8 protein-coding genes, 2 pseudogenes and 1 riboswitch are annotated in these 12,540 nt (G+C 61.5%); of the genes and pseudogenes, 5 read left to right on the top strand and 5 right to left on the bottom strand.

Annotation, left to right across the window (positions count from 1 at the left end):
• Positions 1-46: 46 nt before the first annotated feature.
• Positions 47-1,921, bottom strand: coding sequence for a methyl-accepting chemotaxis protein (locus ACIPSK_RS10465; protein ID WP_162117767.1), 1,875 nt, complete (start codon positions 1,919-1,921; stop codon positions 47-49).
• 398 nt (positions 1,922-2,319) lie between these two features.
• A riboswitch (cobalamin riboswitch) is annotated at positions 2,320-2,506 on the top strand.
• Positions 2,507-2,548: 42 nt separating this feature from the next.
• Here ACIPSK_RS10465 and bluB point away from each other — a divergent pair.
• A complete protein-coding gene (gene bluB / locus ACIPSK_RS10460) occupies positions 2,549-3,238 on the top strand; it encodes a 5,6-dimethylbenzimidazole synthase (protein WP_162117768.1) in 690 nt (229 codons plus the stop codon).
• Between the two features lie 73 nt (positions 3,239-3,311).
• Here the strand turns inward: bluB and ACIPSK_RS10455 are convergent, their stop codons facing one another.
• On the bottom strand, positions 3,312-4,406 hold the full coding sequence (locus tag ACIPSK_RS10455; RefSeq protein ID WP_162117769.1) for a DUF2865 domain-containing protein: 1,095 nt from the start codon (positions 4,404-4,406) through the stop codon (positions 3,312-3,314).
• 251 nt (positions 4,407-4,657) lie between these two features.
• Here ACIPSK_RS10455 and ACIPSK_RS10450 point away from each other — a divergent pair, with 251 nt between their 5' ends.
• Positions 4,658-5,191, top strand: a complete 534-nt coding sequence (locus tag ACIPSK_RS10450; RefSeq protein ID WP_162117790.1) for a ribonuclease H family protein — start codon at positions 4,658-4,660, stop codon at positions 5,189-5,191.
• 134 nt (positions 5,192-5,325) lie between these two features.
• Here the strand turns inward: ACIPSK_RS10450 and ACIPSK_RS10445 are convergent, their stop codons facing one another.
• Positions 5,326-7,638 carry an NADP-dependent malic enzyme gene (locus tag ACIPSK_RS10445; protein WP_162117770.1) on the bottom strand — a complete coding sequence of 771 codons (2,313 nt, stop codon included), beginning with the start codon at positions 7,636-7,638 and terminating at the stop codon, positions 5,326-5,328.
• Positions 7,639-7,930: 292 nt separating this feature from the next.
• Here ACIPSK_RS10445 and ACIPSK_RS10440 point away from each other — a divergent pair, with 292 nt between their 5' ends.
• Complete coding sequence (locus tag ACIPSK_RS10440; protein ID WP_162117771.1) at positions 7,931-9,370, top strand: FAD-binding oxidoreductase; 1,440 nt, start codon at positions 7,931-7,933, stop codon at positions 9,368-9,370.
• 132 nt (positions 9,371-9,502) lie between these two features.
• Here ACIPSK_RS10440 and ACIPSK_RS10435 read toward each other — a convergent pair whose 3' ends face one another.
• A complete protein-coding gene (locus ACIPSK_RS10435; protein ID WP_162117772.1) occupies positions 9,503-10,252 on the bottom strand; it encodes a histidine phosphatase family protein in 750 nt (249 codons plus the stop codon).
• Positions 10,253-10,440: 188 nt separating this feature from the next.
• Between ACIPSK_RS10435 and ACIPSK_RS10430 the strand changes: the two genes are divergently transcribed.
• Positions 10,441-11,283: a UDP-2,3-diacylglucosamine diphosphatase gene (locus ACIPSK_RS10430; protein ID WP_162117773.1), complete on the top strand. Its 843-nt coding sequence runs from the start codon at positions 10,441-10,443 to the stop codon at positions 11,281-11,283.
• Between the two features lie 47 nt (positions 11,284-11,330).
• Here the strand turns inward: ACIPSK_RS10430 and ACIPSK_RS10425 are convergent.
• Positions 11,331-12,091 (bottom strand): annotated as a pseudogene (locus ACIPSK_RS10425) (IS5 family transposase).
• A gap of 128 nt (positions 12,092-12,219) precedes the next feature.
• Here ACIPSK_RS10425 and ACIPSK_RS10420 point away from each other — a divergent pair.
• Positions 12,220-12,540, top strand: a pseudogene (locus ACIPSK_RS10420) (IS481 family transposase); the annotation flags it as partial.

The following is a 12,540-nucleotide window of genomic DNA, read 5'->3' as shown; positions in this document are numbered from 1 at the left end:
TGGTTATAGGTTGCTGAGATCTAAGGCTTATCGGATGCAGACGACGTCAGAACTCCTCCCAGGCACCGGGAGCAGCGGCAACGGCGGCATTGCCTGCATGACGCTGCGTGAAGGCTCTGGGCTCGGGACGAGCTTGGCGGGCGGCTTGAACGGGTTTGGGCTGGCTGGCGGTAGACCCACCGACCACGAACCTGCCGGCCGAGTCCTGCAGCAGGCGTCCTTGCGACAGCAGTTCGTGGCAAGCCGCGTTGGTTTCCTCGACCATTGCCGCGTTCTGCTGTGTCGTCTGATCCATCTGGTTGATTGCGCTGTTGATTTCCTGCAAGCCCGTCGCCTGTTCGCGATAGGATTGGACGATGGAAGCGATGCTATCGCTGATGCGGTTGATCTGCTCCTCGATCTTCAGCAGGGCGTCACCGGTTTCGTTCACCAGCCCGACGCCCGCGGCAACTTCCTGGCCGGATACGTTGATCAGGTTCTTGATTTCCTTTGCGGCATTTGCCGACCGCTGAGCGAGTTCACGCACTTCCTGCGCGACGACCGCAAAACCCTTGCCGGCCTCGCCGGCGCGCGCCGCCTCGACACCGGCGTTCAGCGCCAGCAGGTTCGTCTGGAAGGCGATTTCGTCGATGACGCCGATAATGCGGCCGATCTGGCTCGATGAGGTTTGAATCCGGTCCATCGCGCCGATTGCATCGCGCACCACCGTCGCCGAGACATGAGCGCTCCGCTTTGTCTCCTCGACCAACTGCCCGGCATTTTCAGCCCGTTGCGACGATGTTCTGACCGTGGTGGTCACCTCATCCAGTGCCGCAGCGGTCTGTTCCAATGCTGCTGCCTGTTGCTCGGTCCGCCTGGCGAGTTGATCCGCGGAGTTCGCCAGCTCGCTGGAGCCGGTTTCAACCGCCACGGAAGCGGTCTTGATCTCTGTCAGAGCGGCCGCGACCGCATCGACCATGTTGTTGAAATCCTGCCGCAATTTATCGAATTCTGGACCGACATCGGCCAGATGTATCGAGAAATCACCGGCGGCGAGCCCTTCCAATGCATTTGCGAGAGCGTTCATGACCAGCCGCTGGGTATTGCTGGCATCTTCCGTCAACAATGCGTTGCGCGCCCGTTCGGCGTCGAGCGAAGCGCTCTGCTCGGCCGCGGCCTGCTCTCTCTCGACCTTCGCAATCGCCTCGTGACGGAAAACTTCCAATGCGCGCGCCAGAAAGCCGATCTCGTCGCCATTTTCCCTGTAGGTGACGGGAGAGACCAGATCGCCTTTCTGCAACGCGCTGATTCGTTCGCTGATCACCCTGATGGGCCGACCGACGAGGCTGCGCATGGCGAGAAGGAAAGCAACGACGGCCATGGCGGTGATCGCGGACTGCGTAAGCAGCGAAATGAGAACTTTCTGCCTGACTTCGGAAGCGATTTTTTCGACGGACCAGTTCGTGACGACGTAACCGGTGGCCTTGCCCGACTTATCCAGCGGGAGCGGCGCGATGATCGTCACGACGCCGGCAGATATTCTACCGTCATCGATGGTCGTCTTTTCCGGTTTCGCGCTGAGGCTCTTTGCCAGATCGGCTGGTGCCGGCAAACCATCGACGCCATCGCGCGCCCAAGTATCGACGGCGGCAGGTTCGGCGTTGAATGCGGCAAACTGCACGAGATCGAGCGAGGGGTCGTCGCGATAGAGCGAATAAGCCTCTCGAACGGCGTTCGCCTTCCCCCATTTGACGCCGCCCGCCGCCAGAGATGCAAATTGCTCGGCATCCTTGGACCAGTTCGCCTTGGCGCCATCGATCAAGGCCCGGGTTTCGTACATCCAGGTATAGGTGGCGAAAGCGGAAATGCCGCAGAGGTTCACGGCAACGATAATCGCCGCCAGCTTGGCGGTCAGAGGCATCGTTTTCAAAAATTGGAACATTCCGCGGCGGCCTAGAATTGCGGCTCAGTCGGACATGTTCCCGACTGGCGTATCAATACGGGCATCGACGCCGACGGTCACATCACGAGCCCTCATGCCCATGTCCTGATAGCAACCCAAAACGCGCAAACGCAGTGTGTATTTGATGTGTGAATAAATCATAAAGTAGAATGGGGTGCTGGGTACATGCGGGTCGTTTCACCCTGGCGCCTGCCGGCGCCAAGCCCAGCCAACCGGCGGGTACTGCCGTATCGCGCTGGACGGTGGAGGAATGGAGATACGCTGGGCAACGGCATTGATCGCGGTTGCCTGGCTGCTGTCGGCGTCATCGACATCGCCGAAGGCCAATGCAGCGTGTCGGCGGCGTGCGGGCCGCCTTGCCGCCGCCGCGCTTTCCTGAAATAGATGCGCCGTCAGGTGCCCGCCGGTAAGGCGGGAGAATCGGGAATCCGGTGCAAAGCCGGAACGTGCCCAACGCTGTAAGGCCGACGTTTGCCGCTTATCACGCCACTGGCTTCTTGCCGGGAAGGCTGCGGCAGACGGATGACGCCCAGTCAGAAGACCGGCCTGGCTAGATAGACCGATCCGCGCGGACGGCGGGGCGGTTGCGTTGTTGGGGATTTGACGATGCGACCCTTTGATGAGGATGCCCTTTCGGCGGCGTCCGGTTTTTCCTTGGCCGAACGCGAGGCCGTCTATCATGCGATCATGACGCGGCGCGACGTTCGCAGCCAGTTCCTGCCCGATCCCTTGCCAGACGATGTCGTGGAGCGTCTGTTGACGGCCGCCCATCACGCGCCGTCGGTTGGTTTCATGCAGCCGTGGAATTTCATTCTGGTGAAAAGCCCGACTGTGCGGGCGCGCGTCCGGGATGCCTTTGCCAGCGCCAACGAGGAGGCGGCGCTGATGTTCGAAGGCGAACGGCGGCAGGCATATCGTTCGCTTAAGCTCGAAGGCATTACGGAGGCGCCGCTCGGGATCTGCGTGACCTGCGATCCCACCCGCGGCGGCAGCGTGGTGCTGGGGCGTACGCACAATCCGAGGATGGATAGCTATTCCACAGTCTGCGCCATCCAGAACCTCTGGCTTGCCGCGCGGGCGGAAGGGGTCGGCGTCGGCTGGGTCAGCATCTTTCATGAAGGCGACCTGAAGAGCATTCTCGGCATACCCGAGCATATCGAGGTGGTCGCCTGGCTCTGTGCCGGTTTCGTCGATCGGCTCTATGACGAGCCGGAACTCTCCGTCAAAGGCTGGCGGCAGCGGCTGCCGCTCGAGGAACTCGTCTTTCATGATGGATGGGGACGAAGCGAGCCCTAAATAAAGTGCGTCGCATCGAAGATGCATGTCGTAGTCCCAAAACCGCCGCGCGGTTTGGGTGGCTTGATTGATATCACTGCTGTTGTTGTGGTTGCGGGCCCGGCGTTGCCGGATTGGTGAGGTCGATCGAGCCCTGATCGCCGGCCAGAAACTGCGGGCCGACCTGACGGACGCGGTTCTGCGTCGGATCGTAGGGGCGCTCGGGAACGGATGATTGCGGCGCAGCTGCGGCATCCTTCGCCGGGGGATTGGTGCGGATGGTGGTGATGGAGCTCTGCTGCGGCGGTTCGCTCACCACCTGCTTGCCGCGCATCTCCTCATAATAGGCGGTGAGATTGCAGGCGCAGGAGGACTTTTCCCCGGGCGTGCGGTTCTTGTAGGCAAAGGCATTTTTCATGGCGCTGTAGGGCGTGCCCGTTGCGACCGAGATCATGTTCGAGGCTTCGGTGCTCGTCACGTCACGATAGAACAGTTCGGTCTCGATGCCCGGGCACATCTTGGCGCAGGTCTGGGCGTCGCGGCCGAAATCGACCGATGTGGCGTTCGAGCTGATCGGGAAGAAGCCGCCGTCGCAACTGCGCACGCACATGGTGCTGACCGGAGATAGCATCTCGGCCCGCGGCACGCCGTAACGCGGATCGACCTCGTCACCACCGCCGAGCGGAATGAAGGTATCGGTGCGCATCGCCTGTTCCTCGACGCTTGGAGCCGGTTCGTCGGCGCTGCGATCGCTCGGGGCATAGACGTTTTCGCTGTTGCAGCCATTGCGGTCGAGAGCGGCGGTCAGCTCGCGGCGCGCGTCGTCATTGCCGTCGGTCTGGTTGCGCAGCTCCTCACGGCGGTCCTGGAGATAGCGGATGTTGTCGATCATGCGGGCTTCGGACTGCGAGAGCTCGGCGCAATAATCGGCATTCTCGCCGCCGATGACGACCATGCTTCCCGAGGTGCAGCCGTTGCCGCGCAGCTCGTTGCGGACCTTGCGCAGCTCGAGGTTCTGCTCGGCCATGGCGCCGGCATATTGGCGCGCTTCCGAGCCGTTGTTATTGCCGATCGACCGCGGCAGGTCGGCGAGGCGGCCACGCAGATCCTCACAGATAGTAATGGTCTGCGCGGCAGCGGGCGCTGCGAAGACAAGGAAGACGGCAAGAGACAGGTTTCGGCGTTTCACGGCGTCGTCCCGGAATGAGCAAAGAATCGATCGGTCACTGTCGGCGTCCATCCGCCGCGCGTTGTCTCTTAGCTTGTTTCTCTTAATAAGCTTGGAGATATTCCTAGCGTATTTTCGGGATTTTATCCAGCGGACAGCCAAAGACCCAGTGTTCGATTATGAAGAAGCTGTCGATGGTAATCAACGAGGCCAAGTGCCCACTCCAATCTCCTGGGGCGCTTGAGATACGTACTCATATCCGGACGCTGAAAATGACAGGAATTGCCAATGAACTCAGCTCCCCCGCAACGATAGTCGGGCTGCCGGAAACCCAACACGGCTTCCACGTCTTCGTGGACGGCTGTTATGAACCCGGTTCTGGGCACGGAGGTTGGGCATTCGTCGTTTATTGCGATGCCGCGGAAATTGCGTCCGGCTTCGGTGGCGCGGAAGATTCCGCCAATAATTCGATGGAAGTGATGGCCGTCCTCAAGGCTGTGGTTTGGATCAACAGCGAGGCAAGCGGCGAGCCCGCGACCATCTGGTCGGATTCCATCTACGCCATCAAAGGCTGCAACAGCTGGCGACATATCTGGAAGAACAACGGCTGGAAGAAAAGCGGCCCGAATGGGAATGCGCGAAGGCGAACGATCGCCAATGCGGAACTCTGGAAGGCGGTCGATCTTGAACTTTGCCAGAATGGTCTGGTGACCATCGCCTGGTGCAAAGGCCATTCCGGCATTGCCGGCAACGAGCGCGCGGATGCGCTCGCAGATAAGGGGCGCCTGTCGATACGGAGTGCCTGAGACGGCATCAGGGCATGGATTTTATCCAGGGCCCCGGGCCTCATATCTGCTTGATATCAACCGGCTGCAGATGCTCGGGACAAGCCCGAACATGACGAAAAGGCTGGCCGACTTTGTCACAAGTCTGAGCCGGCTCAAGCCGGTTGCGATGCCTCGACGACGGCGAGTGCCGCCATGTTGACGACGCCGCGGGAGGTGACCGAGGGGGCGAGAATGTGGGCGGGCAGGGCGGTGCCGAGCAGGATCGGGCCGACATGCAGGCCGTCCGTCATCGACTTGACCACACCGAGGGTGATGTTGGCGGCGTCGAGGTTCGGGAAGACCAGGAGGTTCGCCTCGTCGTGCAGGGTCGTGTCCGGCATGACGCGCTTGCGCAGCGCTTCGGTGATGGCGCTTTCGCCGTGCATCTCGCCGTCGACCTCGAGGTCGGGCGCGGCTTCGCGCACGAGCTGCAGGGCGTTGCGCATCTTCGTGGCGCTTTCGGACTCACGCGAGCCGAAGTTGGAATGCGAGACTAGCGCGGCGCGCGGCGTGAGGCCGAAACGGCGGATTTCCTCGGCCGCCAGCACCGTTGCCTCGGCAACCTCCTCGGCAGTCGGATTGAAGGTGACGTAGGTGTCGGTGAAGAAGGTGGCGCCGCGCTGCGAAATCATCAGGCTGAGGGCGGAGAAATCGCGGACATTCTTGCGCTTGCCGATGATCTGGCGGACGTCGCGCAGGTGCTTCTCGTAGCGGCCTTCGAGGCCGCAGATCAGCGCATCGGCCTCGCCGCGCCTCAGCGCCAGCGCGCCGATGACGGTGGTGTTGGTGCGTACGATCGTGCGGGCCGCTTCCGGAATGACGCCGCGGCGGCCGACGAGGGAGAAATAGAGATCCACATATTCGCGGAAGCGCGGATCGTCTTCCGGGTTGATGACCTCGAAATCCGACAGCGGCCGGATGCGCAAGCCGTAGCGCTTCAGGCGCGTCTCGATGACTTGCGGGCGGCCAATCAGGATCGGTTCGGCAAGGCCTTCCTCAAGCAGCACCTGGGCGGCGCGCAATACGCGCTCGTCCTCGCCTTCGGAAAAGATGACACGCTTGCGCTCGGCAGCCTTGGCCGCGGTGAAGATCGGCTTCATGACGAAGCCGGAGCGGAAGACGAAGCGGTTCAACTGGTCGAGATAGGCGTCGAAATCCTGGATCGGGCGGCGTGCGACGCCGCTCTGTTCGGCGGCCTTGGCAACGGCAGGCGCGATGCGCAGGATCAGGCGCGGATCGAAGGGCGATGGGATGAGGTAATCGGGGCCGAAGACCGGTGTCTCGCCGGAATAGGCGCGGGCGGCAACATCCGACGGCTCTTCGCGGGCAAGGGCTGCGATGGCGCGCACGGCCGCCATCTTCATTTCCTCGTTGATCGTTTCGGCGCCGCAATCGAGCGCGCCGCGGAAGATATAGGGAAAGCAGAGGACGTTGTTGACCTGGTTGGCGAAATCCGAGCGGCCGGTGCAGATCATTGCGTCGGGACGGGCGGCACGGGCGAGATCGGGCATGATCTCCGGCGTCGGATTGGCGAGCGCCATGATCAGCGGTTTATCGGCCATCTGCGCCAGCAGTTCCGGCTTCAGAACACCGGCAGCGGACAGGCCGAGGAAGACGTCGGCGCCGCCGATATTTTCGGCGAGCGTGCGCGTATCGCTCTTCTGGGCATAGATGGATTTCCATTCGTCCATCAGCTCGACCCGGCCCTCATAGACGAGGCCTTCGAGATCGTGGACCCAGATGTTTTCGCGTTTTGCCCCGAGAATGACCAGCAGGTTGAGGCAGGCAAGCGCGGCGGCACCCGCGCCGGAAGCGACGATCTTGACGTCCTCGATGGCCTTGCCGGCGAGTTCCAGCCCGTTCAGGATCGCGGCGGCAACGATGATCGCCGTGCCGTGCTGGTCGTCGTGGAAGACCGGGATTTTCATCTTCTCGCGCAGGCGCCGCTCGACCTCGAAACATTCCGGCGCCTTGATGTCCTCAAGGTTGATGCCGCCGAAAGTCGGCTCCAGCGAGGCGATGGTCGAAACCATCTGGTCGACGGCTGCCGCGTCGATCTCGATATCGAAGACGTCGATGCCGGCGAATTTTTTGAACAGCACCGCCTTGCCCTCCATGACCGGCTTAGAGGCAAGCGGGCCGATATTACCGAGGCCGAGCACGGCGGTGCCGTTGGAGATGACGGCGACGAGATTGGCGCGCGAGGTATATTCGGCCGCCATTTCGGGATTGTCGCGGATGGCAAGGCAAGGGGCGGCAACCCCCGGCGAATAGGCGAGCGCCAGGTCGCGCTGGTTGCCGAGCGGCTTGGTTGCCTGGATTTCCAGCTTGCCGGGGCGGGGATAGCGGTGGAAGAAAAGCGCCTGCTCGTCGAGATCGCCGCTCGTCAGGTTCTTTTCGGTCTTCGATTTTTCCAGGTGATCCATCGCCGCCTCCGTGCACGTCTTTTTGAGCTCCCTCCATACATCAATCGGCAACGGGCGACAGTATGGAAATGGGGGGTGGGCGAAGTTTTCGTGAGGTGATGGTGCGTCGTGGGCAACCCCTTCTGTCCGGCAGGCAGAGGGGTATCCTCATGGTACGATAATTCGCTCTGTACGCGCGGCGTGTGGTCGTGCCGGCCCCGGTACTAATCCTTTTGGAAACTTGTTTGGCCGCGGCAGCAAGCGCAGAATGCCGGGCGCGACGGTGCGGGGCGCCGGTCGCATGGAGGAAACCATGGACAATTTGAACCTGACGACCCTGCAAAAGGGTCAGACGATGGTCAATGACGTGGCCATCGATGCCTTTGCCGCCGGATTTCGCGGCAGTCTTCTGACCAGTAAGGACGTGGATTACAACGAGGCGCGGGCGATCTGGAATGCGATGATCGATCGCCGGCCCGGGCTTATCGCGCGCTGCGCCGGTGCTGCCGATGTCGTGCGCGCAGTGCGGTTTGCACGCGACAATAGTCTGCTCCTTTCGGTGCGTGGCGGCGGCCACGGCATTGCAGGCAATGCCGTCTGCGAGGGTGGCGTCGTCATCGACCTGTCGGCGATGAAATCGGTGCGGGTCGATCCGCAAACGCGGCGCGCCAGGATCGAGCCGGGCGCAACGCTTGCCGATGTCGACAAGGAAACGCTGGCCTTCGGGCTGGCGCTGCCGACGGGCATCAATTCCACCACCGGCATCGCCGGGTTGACGTTGGGCGGTGGCTTCGGCTGGCTGACCCGCAAATTCGGGCTGACGATCGACAATCTGCTGTCGGTTGATGTGGTGACGGCCGACGGCGAGTTGGTCAAGGCGAGCGAGACGGAAAAACCCGACCTCTTCTGGGCGCTACGCGGCGGCGGCGGCAATTTCGGCGTCGTCACCTCGTTCGAGTTCAAGCTTAACCCTCTCAACACGGAGGTTCTCGCCGGGCTGGTCGTACATCCCTTCGCCGATGCGGAAATGGTGCTCAAGGAGTACCGGCAGGCGCTGGAGGTGGCACCTGACGAACTGACCTGCTGGGTGGTGATGCGCCAGGCGCCGCCGCTGCCGTTCCTTCCCGCCGAATGGCACGGCAAGGAAATCGTCGTGCTCGCCATGTGTTATTGCGGAGACATCGCAGCGGGAGAAAAGGCGACGGCCAGATTACGTGCGATCGGAAATCCGATTGCCGACGTCGTCGGCCCGGTGCCGTTCACCGGCTGGCAGCAGGCGTTCGACCCGTTGCTCACGCCAGGTGCGCGCAATTACTGGAAGAGCCAGGATTTCGCCTCGCTTTCGGATCCGGCGATCGACGTCCTGCTCAATGCCGTGCGCAAGCTGCCCGGCCCGGAATGCGAGATCTTCATCGGCCATGTCGGCGGTGCAGCCGGCCGTGTTCCGACCGAAGCCACCGCGTTTCCGCAGCGCAGCTCGCATTTCGTCATGAATGTACATGCGCGCTGGCGGGAAGCCGGGATGGACGGAAGCTGCACCGGCTGGGCGCGCGAGCTTTTCGAGGCAACCAAGCCGCATTCGGTCGGCACCGCCTATATCAACTTCATGCCGGAAGACGAAACCGATCGGGTCGAAATGGCATACGGGACCAACTACCACCGCCTTGCCGAAATCAAGCTGCGCTACGATCCGAACAACCTGTTTCGCATGAACCAGAACGTCAAACCCGTGGCGGCCGTACGCGCTGCCTGACGGGATGGCGTGAAATCAAGGCGTTGGAGCCTTCGCTGCGCGTTCGCTTAACACGCGGCGGGACGATGATGCTGGCGCTCGAAGCATAATGTCCTTGGCTGGTGACATGCCGTTCGTTTCGGTCCGGCGTCGCTATCCGCCGGGCTTCGGCGTGATCGTCACGTCAGCGCCATAGGCATCGCGCAGTTCGCCTTGCTGTCCCGGCTGCCGGTCGGCGGCCTGATGCAGCAGGATCGACTCATATCCTTGCGAGCGCGTCCCCTCGATCAGGGTGATATCGGCGTTTCCGGGATTGTCGGAGCGCTCGAACCACTCGACGGGGCGGTGCAGGAAATTCATTTCAACCGCCCGGTTGGTGACGCCATGGCCGACGATCACGACGTTGTGGTCGCTATTTTCGGCATCGTGCATGACGGTCTGCAGGAACAGGCGCACCCGCTGGGCCACATCCGCCCGGCTTTCGCCATCCGGCGGCCGTGCATAGAACTTGCCGCTGTTGCTGCGCAGCCTCGCCCATTTTTCGAACTCCTCGGGAAACTTCTGCTTCTGTTCGGCGTGGTCGTAGATTTCGGTGAAGAGACCGAAATCCTGCTCGCGCAGCAGATAATCTTCCCTGATATCGCCAATGAATCTTTCCGGCAGGGCTTCGAGCAGCGCATCCTTGCTCTGCCGCGTCCTCAGAAAGGGCGAATACCAGATATGCAGCTTGCCGAAACCCGCGCTCGACAATGCTTGCAGATAGGAGGCGATCACGCCGCCTGCTTCGAGAGCCTGCCGATGGCCCCACTGCGTCAGCGGCACATTGTGATCGCCGAATTGGCGGTAGGCCTGTTCGTTGATGTTGCCGAGGGATTCGCCGTGGCGAACGAGAAAAAGACGCATCAGCCATCCCGCATTGTCAGATATGAATCGCCGCCATCATGAACGCCCTGAATGCGCAGGGCAACATGGTCGGCGGGCCTGCGCGGCGACGGCCAAGTGGCCGCGCGGAATGGACAGGTTTGCAGGGCTTTTCCCCAGCTTGTCATCTTCCTGAAACACGAGTCTGGTTTTGGAAGGCTAGATGAAAGATGGGACATGAGCGGCAGCTCATGAAAGACATGATGGAACCCAGACATTTCCGCACGCTCTTCATTTCCGATGTCCATCTCGGCTCGAAGGCCGCGAAGGCCGACTTCCTGCTGGATTTCCTGCGCCACCACGAGGCCGATACGATCGTGCTCGTCGGCGACATCGTCGACGGCTGGCGCCTGAAGCGCAGCTGGTACTGGCCGCAGGTCTGTAACGATGTCGTCCAGAAGCTGTTGCGCAAGGCGCGCAAGGGCACGCGCGTCGTCTATATTCCCGGCAATCACGACGAATTCCTGCGTGCCTTTCCGGGCATGCATTTCGGCGGCATCGAAGTCGTCGAGCGGATGATGCATGAGGGCGCCGACGGCAAGAAATACCTGATCCTGCACGGCGATGAGTTTGACGTCGTCGTCCGCAACGCCCGACTGCTGGCTTATCTCGGCGACTGGGCCTATGACACGGCAATCCGCATCAACATCTTCCTGGCGGCGGTGCGCCGCCGGCTTGGCATGCCCTACTGGTCGTTTTCGGCCTGGGCGAAGCTGCAGGTCAAGCATGCCGTCAATTTCATCGGCGAATTCGAGCGCGTCGTGGCCGAGGAAGCCCGCAAAAACGGCGCCGATGGGGTGATCTGCGGACATATCCATCATGCCATCATCCAGGACATGGACGGTATCCGCTACATCAACACCGGCGATTGGGTGGAAAGCTGCACGGCGGTCGCCGAGCACGAGGATGGCACGTTCGAACTGATCACCTGGCGGGCGCTTGCCAGTAGCGTGCCGGCGCTTGCCGCCATCGAAATGCATGATGAGGGCGAACTGGCCCCTCAGGCCGCTTGATACTGGCGGCGGCGCATCCGCGTCTGCGCTTTAGGAAGTGTGGACACTTATCTGATCCATAGGACGATTGCTGCGATAGTGACGACTGCGAGGTAGTTTTCGGCGGTTTTTTCGAAGCGCGTGGCGACCCTGCGGAACTGCTTGAGTCTCGAGAAGCAGCATTCGATCAGGTGGCGCTGGGCGTAGAGATGCTTGTCCAGCGGGTATTTTTGCGCGCGGGAAGGATTGTTGGGGATCACCGCCACAGCGCCTTTATCAGCGATGGCATTGCGCAGGCGATCGCTGTCATAAGCGGTGTCGGCCATGACGATGTCGGCGGGTAGGCCCTCGATCAGGGCATCGGCTTGCGGCGCATCGCCCTTTTGGCCTGCGGTCAGTGTGAAGCGGACCGGGCAGCCGAGACCACGCACGGCCATGTGGATTTTGGTGCTCAGGCCGCCGCGAGAACGGCCAAGGGCTTGATCTTCAGCCCCTTTTTTGCGCCGGCAGCGTGCTGATGGGCGCGGATGATGGTGGAATCAACGATCAGGTATTCGAAGTCCGGATCGTCCGACATCGCGGCGAACATGCGCCACCAGATGCCCTTCCGGCTCCAGCGGCTGAAACGGCGGAAGACACTGTTCCACTCGCCGAACACCTCTGGCAGGTCTCGCCAGGGCGAGCCGGTGCGCACAATCCAAAGCACGGCTTCCACAAACATGCGGTTGTCGCGGCCAGACGAGCCGCGCGTGCGCTCGTCACCAATGATGTGATGCGCTATCCGCGCCCACTGCTCGTCCCGAAGGATCAGACGATCCAAAACACCCATGACTGCCTCCAAAAGACAGTCTTGAATCTGATTTGCTCAGCCTTGGAAACCCAAGAGTCCACACTTCCTAGATGTTTAGTCCCGGCATTTGATGGTGCATTATTTTCCTTAGAATGGAGGGAGGCACTATGGGCCAGGTTCTACACGGGAGCGCCACAACGACAGAGGCAATCCGTCGAGCAATACAAAATAGTGAAGAGAGCCTGAGAGCGCTTTCAAAGCGGTATGGGGTCAATCAGAAGACGATAGCCAAATGGAAGAGACGGACATCATTGGCCGATCTTCCGACAGGCCCGAAGGACCCGCATTCGACAATCCTCTCCCTTGAAGAAGAAGCCGTCATCGTCGCCTTTCGCAGGCATACATTGCTGCCTCTTGATGACTGCCTCTATGCCCTTCAACCGACGATCCCGCATCTGACGCGTTCGTCCCTGCACAGGTGTCTGCAG

The sequence above is a fragment of the Rhizobium sp. LARHSG275 genome (assembly GCF_052871115.1).
The sequence above is the reverse complement of the archived record's forward strand: the minus strand, read 5'-3'. Positions and strand labels throughout refer to the sequence as shown.

Coding starts and splice junctions, on each gene's coding strand:
- ACIPSK_RS10465 (WP_162117767.1), bottom strand. CDS start 1,921: ATGTTCCAATTTTTGAAAACGATGCCTCTGACCGCCAAGCTGGCGGCG.
- bluB (WP_162117768.1), top strand. CDS start 2,549: ATGCGACCCTTTGATGAGGATGCCCTTTCGGCGGCGTCCGGTTTTTCC.
- ACIPSK_RS10450 (WP_162117790.1), top strand. CDS start 4,658: ATGACAGGAATTGCCAATGAACTCAGCTCCCCCGCAACGATAGTCGGG.
- ACIPSK_RS10445 (WP_162117770.1), bottom strand. CDS start 7,638: ATGGATCACCTGGAAAAATCGAAGACCGAAAAGAACCTGACGAGCGGC.
- ACIPSK_RS10440 (WP_162117771.1), top strand. CDS start 7,931: ATGGACAATTTGAACCTGACGACCCTGCAAAAGGGTCAGACGATGGTC.
- ACIPSK_RS10435 (WP_162117772.1), bottom strand. CDS start 10,252: ATGCGTCTTTTTCTCGTTCGCCACGGCGAATCCCTCGGCAACATCAAC.
- ACIPSK_RS10430 (WP_162117773.1), top strand. CDS start 10,441: ATGGGACATGAGCGGCAGCTCATGAAAGACATGATGGAACCCAGACAT.